At 37.2% G+C, this 19,344-nt stretch carries 16 protein-coding genes; 10 read left to right on the top strand and 6 right to left on the bottom strand.

The genetic code is table 11. The features are described from left to right. The 5 genes from P256_RS13375 to P256_RS07205 all read left to right on the top strand — a co-directional run. On the top strand, nt 1-1,890 hold a 1,890-nt coding region (locus P256_RS13375; protein WP_023273033.1), incomplete at its 5' end, for a 3'-5' exonuclease. Nucleotides 1,891-1,999: 109 nt separating this feature from the next. Then, on the top strand, nt 2,000-3,778 hold the full coding sequence (recD, locus tag P256_RS07220) for an exodeoxyribonuclease V subunit alpha (RefSeq protein WP_407637987.1): 1,779 nt from the start codon (nt 2,000-2,002) through the stop codon (nt 3,776-3,778). Nucleotides 3,779-4,811: 1,033 nt separating this feature from the next. Beyond that, nucleotides 4,812-5,081 (top strand): 30S ribosomal protein S15, encoded by a 270-nt coding sequence (gene rpsO / locus P256_RS07215; protein ID WP_023273031.1) that lies wholly within the window; start codon nt 4,812-4,814, stop codon nt 5,079-5,081. A 241-nt stretch (nt 5,082-5,322) separates the two neighbouring features. Continuing rightward, entirely contained in the window at nt 5,323-7,413 is a 2,091-nt protein-coding gene (gene pnp / locus P256_RS07210; protein ID WP_171068518.1) for a polyribonucleotide nucleotidyltransferase, read from the top strand. Between the two features lie 82 nt (nt 7,414-7,495). After that, complete coding sequence (locus P256_RS07205; protein WP_023273029.1) at nt 7,496-8,719, top strand: magnesium transporter CorA family protein; 1,224 nt, start codon at nt 7,496-7,498, stop codon at nt 8,717-8,719. Nucleotides 8,720-8,775: 56 nt separating this feature from the next. Here the strand turns inward: P256_RS07205 and P256_RS07200 are convergent, their stop codons facing one another. Then, nucleotides 8,776-10,956, bottom strand: coding sequence for a TonB-dependent siderophore receptor (locus P256_RS07200; protein ID WP_023273028.1), 2,181 nt, complete (start codon nt 10,954-10,956; stop codon nt 8,776-8,778). Between the two features lie 240 nt (nt 10,957-11,196). Here P256_RS07200 and P256_RS07195 point away from each other — a divergent pair, with 240 nt between their 5' ends. Then, entirely contained in the window at nt 11,197-12,048 is an 852-nt protein-coding gene (locus P256_RS07195; RefSeq protein ID WP_023273027.1) for a Cof-type HAD-IIB family hydrolase, read from the top strand. A gap of 18 nt (nt 12,049-12,066) precedes the next feature. On the opposite strand, the gene P256_RS07190 is transcribed toward P256_RS07195, so the two are convergent. Beyond that, nucleotides 12,067-12,393 (bottom strand): chaperone modulator CbpM, encoded by a 327-nt coding sequence (locus P256_RS07190; protein ID WP_023273026.1) that lies wholly within the window; start codon nt 12,391-12,393, stop codon nt 12,067-12,069. A gap of 11 nt (nt 12,394-12,404) precedes the next feature. Then, nucleotides 12,405-13,325, bottom strand: coding sequence for a DnaJ C-terminal domain-containing protein (locus P256_RS07185; RefSeq protein WP_023273025.1), 921 nt, complete (start codon nt 13,323-13,325; stop codon nt 12,405-12,407). A 345-nt stretch (nt 13,326-13,670) separates the two neighbouring features. Here P256_RS07185 and P256_RS07180 point away from each other — a divergent pair, with 345 nt between their 5' ends. The 4 genes from P256_RS07180 to P256_RS07165 are packed head-to-tail and all read left to right on the top strand — an operon-like array spanning nt 13,671 to nt 15,977. Further along, nucleotides 13,671-14,378, top strand: a complete 708-nt coding sequence (locus P256_RS07180) for an MtnX-like HAD-IB family phosphatase (RefSeq protein ID WP_023273024.1) — start codon at nt 13,671-13,673, stop codon at nt 14,376-14,378. Then, nucleotides 14,375-15,208 (top strand): alpha/beta hydrolase, encoded by an 834-nt coding sequence (locus P256_RS07175; RefSeq protein ID WP_023273023.1) that lies wholly within the window; start codon nt 14,375-14,377, stop codon nt 15,206-15,208. The genes P256_RS07180 and P256_RS07175 overlap by 4 nt, the downstream gene beginning before the upstream one ends. A gap of 8 nt (nt 15,209-15,216) precedes the next feature. Next, nucleotides 15,217-15,576 carry an EamA family transporter gene (locus P256_RS07170; RefSeq protein WP_023273022.1) on the top strand — a complete coding sequence of 120 codons (360 nt, stop codon included), beginning with the start codon at nt 15,217-15,219 and terminating at the stop codon, nt 15,574-15,576. Continuing rightward, on the top strand, nt 15,573-15,977 hold the full coding sequence (locus P256_RS07165; protein ID WP_040331946.1) for a DMT family transporter: 405 nt from the start codon (nt 15,573-15,575) through the stop codon (nt 15,975-15,977). Before P256_RS07170 ends, P256_RS07165 begins: the two co-directional genes overlap by 4 nt. Before the next feature lie 7 nt (nt 15,978-15,984). Here the strand turns inward: P256_RS07165 and P256_RS07160 are convergent, their stop codons facing one another. The 3 genes from P256_RS07160 to P256_RS07150 are packed head-to-tail and all read right to left on the bottom strand — an operon-like array spanning nt 15,985 to nt 19,334. Then, nucleotides 15,985-16,875 (bottom strand): hypothetical protein, encoded by an 891-nt coding sequence (locus P256_RS07160; RefSeq protein ID WP_023273020.1) that lies wholly within the window; start codon nt 16,873-16,875, stop codon nt 15,985-15,987. Further along, a complete protein-coding gene (locus tag P256_RS07155; RefSeq protein WP_023273019.1) occupies nt 16,872-17,945 on the bottom strand; it encodes a GNAT family N-acetyltransferase in 1,074 nt (357 codons plus the stop codon). Before P256_RS07155 ends, P256_RS07160 begins: the two co-directional genes overlap by 4 nt. A 9-nt stretch (nt 17,946-17,954) precedes the next feature. Next, nucleotides 17,955-19,334, bottom strand: a complete 1,380-nt coding sequence (locus P256_RS07150) for an aspartate aminotransferase family protein (protein WP_023273018.1) — start codon at nt 19,332-19,334, stop codon at nt 17,955-17,957. Nucleotides 19,335-19,344 lie beyond the last annotated feature (10 nt).

Here is a 19,344-nt window from a genome sequence, read left to right as displayed (position 1 = left end):
AAAAGAAGTGTTTTTGATGGCTTACTTGCACAAGATGTTGCAGCAGTGCTCATAGCAATAATGAACCCTTATGATGAAAAGAAGGTAAAACGTGCTTTGCTTAGCCGAATGTTGGGCTACACACTTACAAATTTAAATCAGTTTGAACGACAAACAGATGGTTTAGGGCAGTTTATTTCGGTCTTTAGTGAAATTCGTGAAATTTGGTTTGAACGCCACTTTTTAGCAGCATGGCAATATTGTTTACGGTATTTTGATGTATGGCGTAATTTAGTTCGCTTTGATAGTCGAGACAATGAAAGAAGTGTTGTTAACTTAAGACATTTATCAGACCTACTCAGTCAGCATAGTGGGAAGTATCAAGGGCCCAAAAACCTACTGAATTGGTACTTAAAACAAGTCGCTTCACCGAGTGACCGAGAGTGGGAACTAGAGCGAAGTCTATCTACCGATGCAGGCATACAGTTGATGACGATTCATCAATCGAAAGGTCTAGAATTCAAAATAGTTTTTCTACTCAATGCCAATGGGTCATTCCGAGAAATTAATAAAACGCTGAATTTCTCTACTAAAGAAACAATAAATGAAATGACCAAGCAAGTTGAACAACAACGTGTGATTGCAATAGATGATAAAACAGCTTTGAGTGAAATTGAGGTACAGCAGCATCAGTCACGTGCGCAAGCAGAACAAAACCGCCTATGGTATGTGGCACTTACGCGTGCAAGCCATCGAATTTATACTGTGCTGAATAAGGGCAAAACTGAAACAACAAGTGGGGTTAATTTTTGGAGAGTACAGCCGACGCTGTTTAGTCATATTTCGGCAACAGATGAGCCACTACTGACAAGTAAACCTTTACCCTATAAAGAAGATCGTGAAGTGGTTGTTGAATTATTGGCAATACCACAGCCTCAACTGAAGCTATATCCAAGATTAAAAACCAGTTTTTCTGCATTGGCACAGCATTTAACCAAGCAACAAGCTTTAGATGTTTTGGCAACATATACAAATAATGAAACCGCAGCAGATGATGAAGTTTTGGTAGTCGAATCTATTAATGATATAGATGATCTATCAAATGAAGCGGAAAAAATACCATGGATTGCACGCAATTTCCCAATGGGAACACATGCAGGTAATTTTTTACATGAAATTTTTGAACATCTCGATTTTCAAGACCAAAGCTCATGGGACTTAGAAATTTATCGCCGTTTTAAAAATGACTACAGCACACTCAAGAAACAAGTTTTTGAAAAGTACCAAGCATTACTCGGTGATGGTATTCGTGAGCAGGATTGTGAAGAGCGTTTAATTGCAGATGTGAAATCTTGGTTAAACGATATTCTGTCTACACCATTTGGAAATGAGTTTATGCTTGGTCAGCTTGAACCGAATACATATCTGTCAGAATTTCCTTTCTATTTGGCACTTTCAGATCAGGTATTTGCGAGTCAGCGTATCCATCAGCTTTTTCAAGAGTACGATATATTTATTCCTACCCTGAATAGCGCAGAGTCAGCACGCTTCTTGAATGGATCAATTGACTTGGTATATCAGTCTGAAGGCAAATATTATATTGCAGATTATAAAAGTAACTTTTTAGGTGAAACAGTTCAGAGCTATACGCAAAATGAAATTGCTAAAAATATGTCGCAAAGTAGTTATTGGTTACAGGCAAGTTTATATCTTGTGGCGTTGCATCGTTATTTAAAAGAGCGTTTACATGGCTATGACATAGAGCAACACTTAGGTGGGGCAACATATTTATATTTGCGTGGTATGACAGGACAAGAAAATATGGGTGTATGTCATTGGCAACCAAGTCCAGAGTTTATTCAGCGTTTAGATGCGATGTTGGGCTACTATGCTGTGCAGAAATTGGCTTAGATTAAGTATAAGTTACTAAAAAACAAAATGTTAAATTGTGGATAATCGTGAGTATAACTCTGTTGATATCTGTGTGAATAAGTTTGAGGATAACTCTGTGGGTAAGCTGTTGGATAAGTTGGAAAAATATGAAGAATGGATGGTGCTGTGGTCTGAGTATTTGACCGATACACTCGCTTTTACTGCAGTCAGTGAAAAAGCGAACATGCAAGAAGTCATACAAAACATTTTGCTGTCCAATGCTCAGGGCAATAGTTGTTTATCTATAAACCGAGCGACTGTCGAGAGGTTGCGTAGTCTAGTGGCTTTTGGGGATAAAAGCCATACTTGCCCTTTTATTTATGATGGTAAAAGGGTTTATTTGTATAGATATTATGCATTAGAGCAACGACTGGCAACGCAAGTAAAGCGTTTGACCGAACAACCTTCGATAAATTTAGATATAAGCGCTTATAAGGACTTACTTGTTGACGAATATCAGCAACTCGCATTGAAAATGGTTGCGAAGCATTATTTGGGAATAATTACAGGGGGACCAGGTACAGGGAAAACCTATACGCTTGCTCGTATTATTGCTGTATTGAATAAAGAAACTCCTGACTTACGTATTGCAATGGCAGCACCCACAGGAAAAGCAGCACAGCGAATGCAAGAGGCATTACAAAGCGCATTTCAAGATAAGCTACTTAATGACAAAGGCCTTGTTACACCAGCATTGCAAATGGTTCAACCTGTGACGTTACATCGTCTACTTGCAATGGGAAATAGAGGCATTGCAAAATTTAATTTGAAGCAACCATTACCTTTTGATGTCATTGTTGTAGATGAAGCCTCAATGCTTGACTTAAACCTTGCAACTGCACTTTTTGAGGCAGTTGCAGATGGGGCAAAACTTATTTTATTGGGCGATGCGAATCAACTTGCTTCTGTTGGTGTGGGATCTGTTTTGGCAGATTTACAGCAAATAGAGGCCTTACAAGCTTACAGAACTCATCTTGTACATAGCCGTCGTTTTAATGATGATGCACAAATTGGAAAGATGGCAAAATTTATTCAGCAAGTGAGCACATCTACATCATTTGATCATGAGCAACTCTTAAAGCGCTTTAATGAAGAGGTTGTGCGTGTTTCTCATATTGAATATATCGATTTAAATACCATTGTAGAAGATCATCTTCAACTTACTTATTTACCTAAGAAAATAACAGAGGCTGAACTTGAAAAAAACTTAGATCAGCTTTGTTTGGGCTACACAGATTATATCAAAGCTGTTAAAGCATATAACTCAGTGGAAGGTGAGGAAGAGAGTGATTTAGCCTTGTTAAGGCAAAAAGTTCTAGATTGCTTTAATGACTATCGTATTTTAACAGCAATGAATGTTGGTGTATTCGGTGTCAATCGAATGAACCAATATATCGAGCAGCAGTTTAAACAAGAAGTTTTGGGTTATTCAAAGCGTGAAATAGATTGGTATGTTGGTCGGCCTGTCATGGTGATGGAAAATGACTATCAATTGGGCATTTCAAATGGTGATATTGGGATCTGTTTTAGACATCGACAAGATCATAAACAATATGAAGTGTTTTTTCCAAGTTTAAATAAATGGGTTGTTGCGACACGATTACCTCAAACAATTCATACGGCTTTTGCAATGACAATTCATAAGTCACAAGGTTCAGAGTTTGAGCATGTTGCTGTTGTTCTTGAAGAAAGTCCCCAAAGGCTGTTGAGTAGAGAGTTGTTATATACAGCAATTACACGAGCGAAGCGTGTTGTTAGTTTATTTGTTGATCCTCAATCACTTACAACTGCATTATCTGTAAAAACAGTACGTCAAAGTGGGTTGTGTTCTAAAATAGATAGTTTCGTTAAAGCAGTTGATGTTTAGTGATATTTTGACACTTTGTCAGTCATTGCGTACATAAATTACAGAAATTAACGGATAGAGCTTCACCTATATTTTTGAGATGATGAGTTCATTAAATAAGCTTAGTTAGGAAGATTAAGCAATAAATCGCACAATAAGAGAAAGAGTCGAATGACAGCGAACTTACAATGATCTGTAAGTGATATAAAGAAGCAAGCATGACCTTAGGCCTTGTAGTTTTGGGAGAGACTACAAGGCTTTTTCTATGGCAAAATTTAAATGAATGATTAAAACTACAGCACTGTTTTCTATAGATATATATGGCAGTTAGACAGAATATTCTGTTTGTACGTGATGGCGTACAGAATCTGAAGAAAAAACCACTATGAACAAAAAAAATATCTGTCAATATAGAGAATATAAGGACGCGGTAAAGTAACGAAGATAAGGACTTCTGATAAAAATAAAAGCATAAAACAATAACCTAAGCAACACAGCGCATATTAAAGGCCCAAGGAGACTTGGGCCTTCTATTATTTGGATTATTAAACTGCAATGTTGATAGAGCATGATCAATAGTGTAATGAGTAAACCTATTAACCCTTTATATGAATAATGATTCAAAATATAATTTTGGATTGTATGAGCTAGCACCTTATATTTTAGCACATGACATTTGGTCTATTAGGTTTCTCATTAAGTATCAATTACTCACACTTCAAACAGCATGAACAGTTCTAAGTGGTTTAGTGATGATATTTTCAATGCTAAAACCATATCTAAAAGCAAATTAACCTCTGAAATAAGCGAAGTAGTTTACTTTTTTATTTATAGATGCTGTGGAGCATTATAACGATATCTAATTTATAAAAAATTATTAGGAAAATATTTAGCTATTTCGATTTTTAAATAACTAAGTATAGAAAGCATTTTGCAATTCTAGTCTTTTTCACTTAAAATATATGCTTGCTGTAGTGATGCACGGCAGACAGTTTTAGTTACTAGAATTGTTTTCTATCAGTTTTTAAATTTTTAAGCATCTCGGAGAAATCGAATGGCTTTAACTACACAAGATCGCGCAGAAATCGTTGCTAAATTTGCTCGTGCAGAAAACGACACTGGTTCACCAGAAGTACAAGTTGCTTTATTAAGCGCGCAAATCAACGATTTACAAAGCCACTTTAAAGCACACAAACAAGATCACCACAGCCGTCGTGGTCTAATCCGTATGGTTAACCAACGTCGTAAGTTACTAGACTACTTAAATGGTAAAGACCACGGTCGTTATGTTGCATTAATTGGTGCATTAGGTCTACGTCGTTAATTCGATGAAAAAGTGTTTTTTCGGAATACCGAATGTTGAAACCAACTTCGTGACTGGAAAGCAACGCTTAGTTTTCTAAGCGGAAGGAAGGGGCGAATGTTCGCTCCTTCTTTGTGTTTAAACTCTAGTGAGGTCGGCTTCTAAGCTTTGTCATTTATAATTACAAAATAAGAAAGTAGTGTGAATGCCAAACCTTAGGGGTCTCCACTAGAATAAAATCAGGAAATAAAAATATATGTCGATGTTTAATGTTACTCGTAAAGAATTTCAATATGGACAATACCAAGTTGTTTTAGAAACTGGTCGTATTGCACGTCAAGCAAATTCTGTTTTAGTGACAATGGGCGGTGTTTCAGTATTAGTTGCTGTTGTTGCACAGCCAACTGCAAAAGCAGGTACTGACTTTTTCCCTCTAACTGTAAATTATCAAGAAAAGCAATATGCTGCTGGTCGTATTCCGGGTGGCTATGGTAAGCGTGAAGGTCGTGCTTCAGAAGCAGAAACATTAACATCTCGTTTAATTGACCGTCCAATTCGTCCGTTGTTCCCAGAAGGTTATTACAACGAAGTACAAGTAACAGCAACTGTTGTTTCTTCTGATAAGACAATGGAAGCTGATATTGCAGCAATGATTGGTACATCTGCAGCGCTTGCAATTGCAGATACACCATTCCGTGGCCCAATTGCTGGTGCGCGTGTTGGTTTAGTCAATGGCGAATACATTCTAAACCCTAACTTTGAGCAAATGGCTCAATCGGATTTAGACCTTGTTGTTGCTGGTACTGAATCTGCTGTATTAATGGTTGAATCTGAAGCGAAAGAGCTTTCAGAAGACCAAATGCTTGGTGCAGTACTTTATGGCCATGATGAAATGCAAATTGCGATTCAAGCAATTAATGAGTTTGCAGCTGCCGTAGGTACAACGAAGTCTGAATGGGCTGCGCCAACGAATGATGAAGCACTTCGTACAAAGCTAAAAGAAGCATTTGAAGCAAAAATCTCAGAAGCATATACCATTGCTGTAAAACAAGACCGTTATGCGGCGCTTGGTGCTTTATATGAAGAAGCTGTTGCTCAGTTCGTACCAGAAGAAGACGAAGGCGGAAAAATCGCTGATGAAGTTAACTTCCTATTTGAAGACTTAAAATACCGTACAGTACGTGACAACATCTTGTCAGGTAAACCACGTATTGATGGTCGTGATACGAAAACTGTACGTGCACTAGATGTACAAGCAGGTGTACTTGATCGTGCGCATGGTTCAGCATTGTTTACACGTGGTGAGACACAAGCAATTGTGACAACTACGCTTGGTAATACACGTGATGCACTTATGGTAGATACATTATCTGGTACAAAAACAGATAACTTCATGTTGCACTATAACTTCCCTGCATACTCTGTAGGCGAAACTGGTCGTGAAACTGGCCCGAAACGTCGTGAAATTGGTCATGGCCGTTTGGCTCGTCGTGGTGTACAAGCAGTTCTTCCTCCAATTGACCGTTTCCCATACGTGATTCGTATCGTATCTGACATTACAGAATCGAATGGTTCTTCATCTATGGCTTCTGTATGTGGTGCTTCATTATCACTTATGGATGCAGGTGTACCATTAAAAGCACCAGTTGCAGGTATTGCGATGGGTCTAGTAAAAGAGGGTGAGCGTTTTGCTGTACTTTCTGACATCTTAGGTGATGAGGATCATCTTGGTGATATGGACTTTAAAGTAGCAGGTTCTGAAAACGGTATTACTGCACTTCAGATGGATATCAAAATTGAAGGTATCACTGAAGAGATTATGGAAGTTGCATTGAATCAAGCGTATGCAGGTCGTATGCATATCTTGAATGAAATGAATAAAGTCATTTCTCGTGCACGTCCTGAAATTTCAGCACACGCGCCAACGTTTGAAGTAATTAGCATTAATCCAGATAAGATTCGTGATGTTATTGGTAAAGGCGGTGCGACAATTCGCCAAATTACTGAAGAAACCAAAGCAGCGATTGATATTGAAGACAATGGTACAGTACGTGTGTTTGGTGAAACTAAAGCAGCAGCGAAAGCAGCGATTGCTAAGATTCAAGCATTAACTGCTGAAATTGAACCAGGTACAATTTACCAAGGTAAAGTAATTCGTATCGTTGAATTTGGTGCGTTTGTAAACATTATGCCTGGTACAGATGGTTTACTTCATATTTCGCAAATTTCGAATGAACGTATTGCAAATGTGACGGATGTATTGACTGAAGGCCAAGAGCTGAAAGTACAAGTACAAGACGTTGATAATCGCGGTCGTATTAAGCTTACGATGAAAGATATCGAACAAGCATAAGTATATTTATAAAAAAGCCCGCTTGATGCGGGCTTTTTTTATAGGCATCATGTATATAACGATGAAAAATTTATAATTATTTATGCAAGTTTATTATTTCTACCACCGTCCAGATGACAATACGATTTTTGTTTCTCAACAAAAGCATGACAATTGTGTTTTAAACTTTATGTGGGTCGATAGTTTAAGGTCGGAAGTTGTAGGTAATATTGAGCAATGGCAAAGAGATATCTTTGAGCAGACAAATATTACAATTAATGAGTTACATACGTCTGATATTTTAAATATTGAACACCCATGTGGTTTTGATGTGATGGAAGAGTATGACTTTCTTATTTTTCGTAAGTTAGTTACACCAAATGACCAAATAGGTTCAGGTGAAATAGAATCTGAGCAACATCAAAGTGAGTTTGGTTTAATTACGACACCTGTTAACTTTATTATTGCACCTAAAGCTCTCATTACTGTTAGAGAGCAAGGCAATAAAGCGATTCAAAACTATATAGATCGTCTTGTGGGCTTATTTGATAAAAAACCAAATGAGCAAAATAAGCAAAGAAAACTTCCAGTTACTTCAATTAATCTTGCATTGAGAGTGCTTAATAGCATGATTGATGATTACTTAGGTTTAAGAGCGCCTTTAACGCGCCGTGTTGAATATTGGCAGAAAGAATTACTACAAGGGAAGCACTACTTCCACCAATGGCAACAGCTCCTTGATGAAAATATGGCTTTTCAGCAAGTTGAAAACTTATGTGAAGAGCAAATAGAGACATTACAAGAGTTAAGGGATGAAACGGTAGAGAACTACCACCACTTATCGCAAGAAAAGCATTTTGAGTCTTTAGATTTGGTTTTGGTACGTATTAATGATTTGGCCAGTCATATTGAGCGTATTCAAAAGCATACTGCACGGTTAAGAAGTTCTATTCAGGCTGCAATAGATTTACACTTCTCGGCAATTTCGAACCAAACCAATGAGAATATGCGAATTCTTGCAATCATTACGGCAGTTTTTGCACCATTGACATTACTTACAGGTATTTATGGAATGAACTTTGAGTTTATTCCGGGCTTGAAATCCCCTCAAGGGTTTTGGATGATGCTTGTGGCAATGCTTGTATGTACAATTTTACTAATTTATTATTTTTATCGTCGTCATTTGGTTGGACGTAGTGAGAAAAGTGTTTTGGATTTATTGTCTCAATCTCATGAGCAAAAAGGAGCGAATTTCCTTTCATTGTTAGATATGGATCCAATTAAACAGAAAATTAAAGAAGTAGAGCAGTTTGCTAAGAGGAAGTAAACAAATGCTCAGGTGTAGATCTAAATGATTGATCTACACCTGAAAATTTTAAAGGATTAGTATTTCCAATCTACACGAAATAGCATACTTCTTGGTTCACCAAGGAAGTTGTTTCCGCCATTCATGCGCATTCTATTATTTTCGTAATAGCGTTTGTTGGTAAGGTTCTCACCAATTAAATTAAAGGATAGGTTTTCAGAGTAGGTATAGCGTAAATTGGCATTCCATAAAGTGTAACCACCTTGGTGAATGTCATATAAACTACTGGTCTCTGTTTGTGTACTTACACCCATACCCGTTGACCATTTATCAAATATGCCAGGCAGTTGATACTGGGTATACATTCGGAATATATGCTCAGGTGTATGTTTACTAAAATTACTACCTGCTAGGTAACGTGAGCTTTCAGTTTGTAAATATTTGCTTTTATTAAAGGTATAACTTGCAAATATTGCTAAATCATCAGTCACTTTTCCAGATAGCTCGACATCGATACCACGGCTACGCACTTTACCTTCAGCAATATAGTAATTAATATTTCGAGAGTCAGTAAGTGGTCTGTTTTGCTGTTCAATATTAAATAGTGCAAGTGATGCATTTAAACGATGATCGAATAGTTCAGACTTAATTCCGATTTCCTGATTCTTGCCAACAATAGGATCTAAAATTTCACCTTTGATATTACGAAAAGATTGTGGCTTGAAGATTTCAGTATGGCTTGCATAAAGACTTGTATTTGGTGTGAGATCGTAAGTTAAACCAATATAAGGAATAAGTTTGTTTTTCTTAACCTCACGATTTTTAGCATATTCACCATCAGGCTTACCATTATAAGTTTCATAATATACAGAACCATTAGTAGTAGATTGTGTATAACGACCACCTAGAATTAGATGGAAGTCTTTAGGAAAATTCAATCGAGTACCTAGCGATGCTGCCTGTTGTACAACATAATTATTATAAAAAATATGATGTGTTAAATTTTTATTCCAATCTGGTTCTGAAATTTGTGAGGGTGAAAAACTCCAAACATTATAGGCTGTTCGATTCGTAATATATTTTCGTTCAGACAGTTCATATAAGCTGCTATAGTCAAGTGTCGCAAATAGCTCATGTGTTGCATGAAATAATGAATATTTTCCGCTTAAAGCAATTCTTGCTGTCAGTTCATCGCTTGAATTGTTGTATTTTTGGAAGTCATTCATTTTTATGTTGGGATTAGTATTTGTTAATCCACTATAACTGGTTGTAAGTTGTGCTAGTCCGCCGAGTTTTTTTAGAGACTTGTTCCAATTACTATTGATATTTGCTGATATTTTCCAGTCATCATTAAATTGATGCTCTAACTCTGCAAAAGCATTATATTTCTCAAAGTCTAAAGTTGACCAGCTTGAGCCTAAGTAAGTATTTGCTGGTAAACCTGAATCTATTCCTCCTACTGCCATAGGTATACCAAAGTAATCTGGAACATCATGTGTTTTTTGGTAAATTGCACCAAGGCGTAGTAGGGTTGATGGTGTTAAATCAAAATCTAATACGCTGTATAGCGTTCTGGTATCACTATTGACACTATTCTTAAATGAGTCTTGAGTACCACTGATTGCAACAAGGCGACCTCGGACTGTTTTACTATTATTTAAAGCACCAGAAGTATCAACCATTGAGCGAACATTATTCCATTGACCAGCCTGCACATATCCATGCATTTGAAACTCTTTGGTTGGCTGTTTTCTTACAGCATTGATGGTACCACCAGGCTCTGCATTGGCTTGAGTTAAGCCCGTAGCGCCACGAACGACTTCGATATGTTCATAAATATCTAAATCTGAAGAGCTTGACGAAGTGTTATAAGGGTTGGATGAAGATCCTGGAACAGTACTACTTAAACCATCTTCTTCAATTTGATCGATATAAAAACCCCGAGATTGAAAGCGAGATACCCCAGACTCACGAATAACATTGATGCCTGTAGTTTGCTTTAAGGCTTTACTTAAACTAGAAATACCTTGGTCTTTAAGCTGCTCTTGAGTAATTACAGAGATGGATTGAGGTGTTTCTTTTGGCTTGAGTTTAAGCCCTGTGGCAGCTTCTAAGGTAGATGAAGGCTCTGACTTGACAGTAATTGTTTCAAGCTGCGTATTTACCGTTTCCGCATGCAAAGAAGTAATGCTTAAAACAATAAGAATACTGAAGCTAAGCGGGTGATGTAGAAAATTCTGCTGACTGAATATAAACATGGCAATAAAATAATTACAAAAATATGACACTATTTTATATAAATGATAATAATTATCAATATTATTATATTTTAATATGTGGTTTTTTCCGATAATGAAAGAAAATAAAAATATTAGAATTTTGTAATATTTAAGGCAATATCATTCATAAGCATGTCATCTCTTGCTAAGATAATTTGAAAGGAAAGTGAAATTAAAAGAAATGATGTGAAATAGTTTGTCTTAGCCTACGAGGTGCAAATGTCAATTAAATTAATCGCTGTAGATATGGATGGTACATTTCTAAATGGAGAAAAAAAGTACAATAAACAGCGTTTTCTTGCACAATTTCTTCAGTTACAAGCACGTAACATCCACTTTGTAGCAGCAAGTGGAAACCAACTTTGGACACTTAAAAATTACTTCTCCGAAATTCAAGATGAAATTGCATATGTTGCTGAAAATGGCGCTTATGTTATGGATGGTGTAGAGGAGGTTAGTTTTTCCCACTTTAGCCAAAATGTTGTAAATACAATGGTTGATGACTTATTACAACGTTACGCCGATGGAGTCATTCTCTGTGGGAAGCAGGGCGCATATATTGGCCCTGAAGTAAAACCTGAGGCAATGCCAAAGTTAAATAAATACTTTAAGCGCTTACAGCAAGTTGATGACTTAAAGAAAGTTGATGACTTGATTTGTAAAGTCACCATTAATACAACCTATTATGATTTTGAAACATTAACAAATGATCTAAAGACAAAATCATATATCCAATCAGGCGATGTAAAAATGGTCTCGAGTGGATTTGGTTTTATCGATTTAATTGTACCGCATAAGCATAAAGCATATGGTTTAGATTTCTTGCAAAAGAAATGGCAGGTGCAAGACCATGAAATTCTAGCTATTGGTGACAATAACAATGATATTGAGATGGTTAAGAAAGCAGGTTATGGCTTTGCTGTAGAAAATGCGATTCCTGAGTTGAAACAGGTAGCGAAATATCAAGCCAAGCATAATGAGCAAGAAGCTGTTTTAGATGTGATTGATATCGTCCTTAATGCAACAAGTGAGGAAGAACTAGTTCGTCTATGTCAGGCTGAAAGTCTATAGACTAGACGAACCAAAAAATTAAACATGCTTTGTAGTACGCTTACGAAGCATGTTTACTTCATCAATAAGGTCTAACATGACCGATACAGCCGGTAATGACGCTTCAAAATCTCTTTGTAAGCGATATGCTTTTCGAACACGTTGAATATCTTCTTGTAGAAAAGAAGGCGATTCATGCTGTGTCGCCCTTTCAGGTAAAATATCATATTCAATGAGTTGAATAATCCAATCTGGTTGATGCCCACAAATTTCTGCAAATTTTTCTAATGGGAATACTTCATCAATAATTTCTACTTCATGGTAGGACTGACTGATGACTTCAGAATACTGTATATGATGTTTCATAATTCAATCCTTTAAATTTTTCTTGGTTTAAATTGAGGAAAAGCTTCTGAAAGTTTTTCATAGGCTTGTTGCTGCTCGGGGCTTAGTGCTTGAGGGGCTTCAATGTTGAGTATGAGGTATAAATGACCCGCAGGTGAGCTTGGAATCCCTTTATCTTTAATACGTAGCTTCTGACCATTTTTTACATTCTTAGGAATGTTAATTTCAATGATTGATCCAGAAGGAATTTTGACTTGAATGCGCTGACCTAAACCTGCTTCCCATGGGCTAATAGGTATTTCAAGGTAAATGTCAGTACCTTCTACATAGAGTTGTTTTGAATTTTGGTAAGTAATTTCAATATAAAGGTCGCCATTTTCACCGCCATTAATACCTGACTGTCCTTGTTTGGCTAAGCGAATTTGCTGACCAGACTTCATTCCTTTAGGTATTTTTATTTCTAAAGTTTTTCTTTGAACTTCAGGTTTACCTTGTGCAGTATATGTTGGAATTTGTAAGGTAATCTTTTGAACTGAGCCATGAAAAGCCACATCTACAGGAACTTCGATAGATGTATGTTGGTCTTCGCCTTTAAAATGTCTTTCTTGAAAAGAACCTCCACCAAATCCTGAACCGAAACTTCCAAATAAATCTTCAAAGCCATGAAACTCATGCCCTTGGTGAAAGCCTTGCTGCCCTGAGAAATCATAGTTGCTTTGTCCATCTTGAAATGCACTTTCAGGATGATCTAGAGCGTAGTCATACTCAGTTTTACGCTCTGCATGACTTAATGTGTCGTACGCAGTATTAATTTCTTGCATACGTGCTTCTGCATCAGATTCCTTACTAATGTCGGGGTGGTATTTTTTAGCAAGTTTACGATATGCTTTTTTTATTTCTTCAGGCGTTGCACTTCTGCTTATGCCTAACTGTTCATAGTAGTTTTTAGCCATAATTGTTCAACATAATTAGAGATATAGTTTTTTTATTTCTGTTTATATTATGTTCTGTATGAAAATAAATCAGTAGTGTGGGAGTGTTTTATTATTGTTGCCTACAGTTTCTGGTAGTATTTTATAAAAATAAGCTAAATAAAAGCAAAAAAGATTAGCGATAGAAAATACGGTTTTTGAGTACAATAAGTAAGTAAATAGTTTGAATTTCTCCTGTAAAACGCATAGAAGTTACATTATTTTTTTAAGATATAAGCAATGTTTAATCAAAAATGGTTATACTAAGCGGTTTCTGTTACCTAAATGTAAGCAGAGAACTTTAGGAAATATGCTGAGAGAAAACCTATGCTTCTCATGAATGTTGAACAGTACCAAGAAAATAGCTGGAAAATTCTATGTGATTTTGATGGTACGATTAGTTTGCAAGATACAACGGATGTCTTGTTGGAAAATTTTGCAGATCAAGGATGGGAAGAGATTGAACATTTATGGGAGCAAGGCGAAATAGGCTCTAAAGAGTGTATGCAACGCCAAATTGCATTGCTCAATATTACAAAAGAACAGCTAGAAGCACATGTTCAGCAAATTGAAATTGATGAAAGCTTTATCGATTTTGTGAAAACTGCTAAAAGACTAGGCATTCCATTGACCATCGTAAGTGATGGTCTAGATATGGTTATTCGTCATATTTTAGCAAAATATAATTTACGCCATGTTCCTGTCATTGCGAATCAGCTTGAACAAGTAAGCGAGCATCGTTGGCAGTTGCACTTCCCAAATGCAACAACAACATGTAAGTCACAGTCTGGTACATGCAAATGCAAAGTATCTCAGACTCAGCATAAACAATATAAAACTATTCTTATTGGTGATGGCCGCTCAGATTTTTGTTTGTCTGAAGAGACAGATTATGTGTATGCCAAAAAATCTTTACTAAAGCACTGCCAAGAAAATAATATTAAACATGTGCCATTTTCTACATTTAAAGAGCTAACGAAAACACTAGACCAATTTGTTGGTGTACCACATTTAAATGCTAAGGTTCATGTATGATCACAGATCACTCATTTTTGTTGGAAGGAAATCGCACAGGTATTTTACTTATTCATGGACTAACGGGTACACCTAATGAAATGCGTGGATTGGCACGTAAATTTAATCAACAGGGTTATACCGTTTATTCAGTACAGTTAGCAGGACATTGCGGTACAGTTGAAGACCTTGTAGAAACCAGCTGGAAAGACTGGTATGCAAGTGTGTGTGCAGGTGCAGAGAAGCTCAAACAATATACCGATGAAATCTTTGTTGGTGGTTTGTCTATGGGGTCATTACTTGCACTCAATTATACAATTGAGCATCCAGAAGTTAAGGGTGTGCTGTGTTATAGCCCAACATTTAAATATGATGGTTGGAGTGTACCTTTATGGGGGAAGCTTTCAGCACCATGGATATTGCCTCTAGTTTTTCACTTAAATATCTTACGCTCTAATATTCTTCATGAAGCAGAACCATACGGTATTTATAATGAAACACTGAGAAAACGTATTGTTAACTCTATGAATCATGGCGACAGTAGTGAAGCAGGACTACCTGGTAACCCTTGGCATTCGCTATATCATATGCAACGTTTATCGGCACATGTTCGAAAAAATCTGCATAAAATTAAAGCGGCAACGCTATGTTTACATGCATATGAAGATGACATAGCACATCGTAAAAATAGTCAGCTTATTTACGACCGTGTACAAGGCCCTAAAAAATTGGTTTGGCTAAAGAAAAGCTATCATATGATTACTATTGATAATGATCGTCAACAGGTCATTGATGAGTCTTTAAGTTTTATAAATACATATAGCACTGTAAATTCAGAAGAAAAAACCTAAGGTATTTTATGGAACCCATTGTTTTTATCGTATGGTTACTCACCATTGCTGTAGATACTGTTGGACAATTGGCTTTTAAAGCCATTGCTCTGAGAGGTGCAGGCTATGAAGGGATGGAGCGTTGGGTTGCACTTGCTAAAATGCCAATGATGTGGCTAGGCATTGGTTGTTATGTTGTTGAATTTATTGTTTGGCTTGCATTTTTATCTTTAGTACCACTCTCTGATGGTGTGATGCTTGGTTGCATTAATATTGTTGTAATTATGGTAGCAGGACGCTTGTTTTTTAAAGAGAAAATAACCAAGTATCGTTTAATTGGTGTATTGCTTATTACAGCAGGTGTCGCAGTGATTGGAATGAGTATATGAGACTGTTTTATTTGGTAGGATTCTCCATTTTGATGCTATTTGATACTTTGGCTCAAGTAAGTTTTAAAATGGCTTCAAATCATGCAATGCCTCTTACATTTGACTTGCCTTGGCTTATTCGTATTTTTAGTAATATTTGGATTTATGGTGCACTTTTAGGCTATATCGCCTCATTCTTTACATGGATGACATTGCTTGAACGTGCACCGATTGGCCCTGCGGTTGCAGCTTCTCATATTGAATTGATTAGTGTGACATTGCTTTCCGTTTGGCTTTTTAATGAACCGCTGACCGCTGTAAAAGTATGTGGCATGGCACTCATTGTTTTAGGTGTCTTGTTCTTAGCCAAAGGTGAAGCGGAAGAATTTAAAGCAGAAGAAGCTGCTAAAAAGACTTCCTAAAAACAAGCTATTTCCATTTATTTTGCATGCGCTCAATGAGTCTCACATTGAGTGCTTGTTGTTCTTCCTGCCACTCTGTAAGTTGACTTTCACTTGGTATTTCTTGGTCATCTAATGAGCTAAGAAGGCGCTTAAACCATTGTTTATATTGATACAGTGAAATATCTCCAGTGATATCTGCACCCATGAGTTTTTGGTCACATGCATCTATGAGTGCGTTTAAGTGATCTTCTGCAAAGTAACCCTGATCCCAATTGGTTTGCACAACATCTTCAGAAAGTACATCTTTATCTATAGATAAATAAACAGGTAAGTTTATTTTTTCCATTTCAGCTAAAAATGCTTTCATGAGTGAATCAGGTTCATCAAATGAATGCCACGCAGATTTAGCACCGACTTTATTTAGCCAACTCGCATTTTGTTGAATACTCCAATAATGCAATTTGCCTTGACGTAGTGGTGACCAATGGTTTTCCCATGCATGTGCTAAGCCAATATCGCTTGAGCCAATGCCGAGCACATCTATACGTGCAACGTGTGGTAGCTGACTTGCCCAGTATACCCACGAACCACAATGGATACCAAAAGGGTAGCGCATGTTATCTGGATGGTTGTCACAGATAATAAGGTGTATGGGTTGTTCTTTATGAAGACGAGATAATAATAAATAACTGAGGTGATGGTAATCGCCACTACCTAACAGGACACAACCCATTGCTTCAGTTGATGGAAGCTCATTTGCAAGTTTTTGTCCTAATGCTTCAAAGACTTGCCATTTACAACCAAAGCGAATGGTTTCTTGTTCACTTTGGAGAGGAATGTTTGTCCATGTTTGGTTTGATGCCATTGCTGAATCATCAAAGTTTAAAACGACTGGATGGCGTGGAGAGGTACTCATTTAGCAGTTTTCTCTTCTTGTTGTTGATGCCAATGCGCATCTGCTTCAAATAAATGTCTAAATCTTTTTAAAATAAAACGAAGCAATGGTGACTTTACCCATACAAGATGTTGAGTGAAAGTAAATTTTGCACCAAGCTGTGCTTTTACATCGGGGTCTGTCCAACCAGCAACATAATATTTTAAGTGTTGGCTCTTTGCATAGTCGAGGTTAACAAACCAGCTAATGAAATAGAGGTTATAATCGAGTGCGAGAGGGTAGTTAAGACCAATATATTTATCTACGAGTTTATCTTCATAGACATAGCAGATGTTATAGCCAACCAATATGTCATCTTTCCAATACATGAAAACACGACCATTACTTTGGCTATCTTGTAAAATTTCTTGAAAGAATGCTTTACTAAGTAAGTCAAAATGAATTTCACTTTGCTCATATACAGCAAGATAAAGCGCATATAATTGCTCAAGACGATTTGCACCGCTAAAGTAATGTTCACCTGTGTGGTGAACTTCTACCTTCAATTCATCTAAGCTGCGTAGTTTACGTTTTAAATTCTTACGTCTACTTTTTGAAAGTCTAGAGAGGTAGTCATCTCGATCATTAAAGTCGATATCGACATAAGCCAATGCTTGTCCTTCAACGGCTAAGAAGCCTGCTTTTTTTGCTTGTGCAATCAGTGCTGCACTTGCTGTATTTTCTTCTTGTGTGAGTAAAGGTGAAGACAGCGGAAGGTCTTTAATAATCGTAAGACTATGCTCGTGACTGTTCTTCTTTATGGTATTTATAAGTGTTTCTGATGAAATGTTTTTAGGTAATGGCGTATATTCTGTGACTGTTGTGCCAATAAAGCGTGTTGGAAAATGAACAATTTTTTTCCAATAGCGATAGCCAACCAATGACTCAATTTTTTGACGTACTGGTGCATCAAGTGTCGTGAGTAAATTGAAGTTGGTGACGAAGTAATAAAGAGAGCTATGTAGGGTAGATGCCTGAAAATCTTGAGGTGGATGCTTTAAAAAAGCATCCACTAGACGATTTGGTTCTACATGATTTAAACCATTGTCCATAAGAAATGTTTAGATTTCCTTTTTCGCACGGTTAAGCAATTGCTCAAGTAGTACAAGTGCTTGATCAATTTCAGCGCGTGAAATTTCGAGTGATGGTGCAAAAGTAATTACGTTTTTGTAATAACCGCCCACATCAAGAACAAGACCACATTTTTGACCGTTGTACTCTAGAGTACCTGATAGGCCAATATCTACCATCTTATCAAGCAATGCTTTGTTTGGTGTAAAGCCATCGATTTCACAGATTTCGGCACGCAGAGCAAGACCTAGACCATCAACATCACCAATTTCTGGGTGACGTGTTTGAAGATCTTTTAAGCCTTCTAGGAAGTATGCACCACTTTCCATAATTTGCTTTTCATAGTCTTTTTCAGCAAGCATGGTCATCAGTTCTAAACCAACAGCAGTACCGAGTGGGTTAGATGCAAACGTTGAGTGCGTAGAACCAACTGGGAATACTTCAGGGTTAATAAGAGCTTCTTTTGCCCAAATACCTGCCAGTGGGTTTAGACCATTGGTGAGTGCTTTACCAAATACGGTAATGTCTGGTGTAATGCCGAAGTGTTCCCATGACCATAGTTTACCTGTACGGTAAAAGCCCATTTGAACTTCATCGACTACCAATAAAATACCATGATCATCAAGTACTTTTTTCAAGCCTGTGAAGAAGTTCTTCGGTGGGATAACGTAACCACCTGTACCTTGAATGGTTTCCATATAAAAGGCAGCAAATTCACTTTCGCCTACTTTAGGATCCCAAACACCGTGGTATTCAGTTTCAAATAAACGTGCAAATTCTGCAATCAGTTTGTCGCCATACTCTTCAGCAGTCATGCCTTTTGGACGACGGAATGGGTATGGAAATGGAATAAAGTGTGCGCGATCACCAAAGTGACCATAACGACGACGGTAGCGGTAGCTTGAAGTGATTGATGAAGCCGCTAAAGTACGACCATGGTAACCGCCTTCAAAGGCAAACATACGGCTTTTACCGCCAGTAAAGTTACGTACAACTTTAAGTGAATCTTCAATGGCTTGTGAACCACCAACGTTGTAGTGAATACGGCCCGCTTCACCTGTTTTTTTGAAGATGTCTTCTGCGATCGCTTTACTTAGCTGAATTTTTGTAGGGTGTAAGTATTGGCTCGCAACTTGTGGCAGTGTGTTAATTTGGTCAATCAGCGCTTTATCTAAACGAGGATTTTTATAGCCAAAGTTAACTGCTGAATACCACATTTGAAGATCTAAATAAGGAATATCTTGATCGTCGTAGAGGTAGCTGCCTTCACAGTTTGTAAAGATTTTTGGTGGTTCAACATAGTGTACAGTGTCACCATGCGAACAGTATTTTGCTTCATCAAGCAACAGTTGCTTTTCGTTAATTGCCATAAGTCAGTCC

Source organism: Acinetobacter nectaris CIP 110549 (genome assembly GCF_000488215.1).
GTDB lineage: Bacteria > Pseudomonadota > Gammaproteobacteria > Pseudomonadales > Moraxellaceae > Acinetobacter > Acinetobacter nectaris.
Note: the sequence above shows the minus strand (reverse complement) of the source record. Positions and strands in the feature narration are given on the sequence as shown.

Coding starts and splice junctions, on each gene's coding strand:
- rpsO (WP_023273031.1), top strand. CDS start 4,812: ATGGCTTTAACTACACAAGATCGCGCAGAAATCGTTGCTAAATTTGCT.
- pnp (WP_171068518.1), top strand. CDS start 5,323: ATGTTTAATGTTACTCGTAAAGAATTTCAATATGGACAATACCAAGTT.
- P256_RS07205 (WP_023273029.1), top strand. CDS start 7,496: ATGCAAGTTTATTATTTCTACCACCGTCCAGATGACAATACGATTTTT.
- P256_RS07200 (WP_023273028.1), bottom strand. CDS start 10,956: ATGTTTATATTCAGTCAGCAGAATTTTCTACATCACCCGCTTAGCTTC.
- P256_RS07195 (WP_023273027.1), top strand. CDS start 11,197: ATGTCAATTAAATTAATCGCTGTAGATATGGATGGTACATTTCTAAAT.
- P256_RS07190 (WP_023273026.1), bottom strand. CDS start 12,393: ATGAAACATCATATACAGTATTCTGAAGTCATCAGTCAGTCCTACCAT.
- P256_RS07185 (WP_023273025.1), bottom strand. CDS start 13,325: ATGGCTAAAAACTACTATGAACAGTTAGGCATAAGCAGAAGTGCAACG.
- P256_RS07180 (WP_023273024.1), top strand. CDS start 13,671: ATGCTTCTCATGAATGTTGAACAGTACCAAGAAAATAGCTGGAAAATT.
- P256_RS07175 (WP_023273023.1), top strand. CDS start 14,375: ATGATCACAGATCACTCATTTTTGTTGGAAGGAAATCGCACAGGTATT.
- P256_RS07170 (WP_023273022.1), top strand. CDS start 15,217: ATGGAACCCATTGTTTTTATCGTATGGTTACTCACCATTGCTGTAGAT.
- P256_RS07165 (WP_040331946.1), top strand. CDS start 15,573: ATGAGACTGTTTTATTTGGTAGGATTCTCCATTTTGATGCTATTTGAT.
- P256_RS07160 (WP_023273020.1), bottom strand. CDS start 16,875: ATGAGTACCTCTCCACGCCATCCAGTCGTTTTAAACTTTGATGATTCA.
- P256_RS07155 (WP_023273019.1), bottom strand. CDS start 17,945: ATGGACAATGGTTTAAATCATGTAGAACCAAATCGTCTAGTGGATGCT.
- P256_RS07150 (WP_023273018.1), bottom strand. CDS start 19,334: ATGGCAATTAACGAAAAGCAACTGTTGCTTGATGAAGCAAAATACTGT.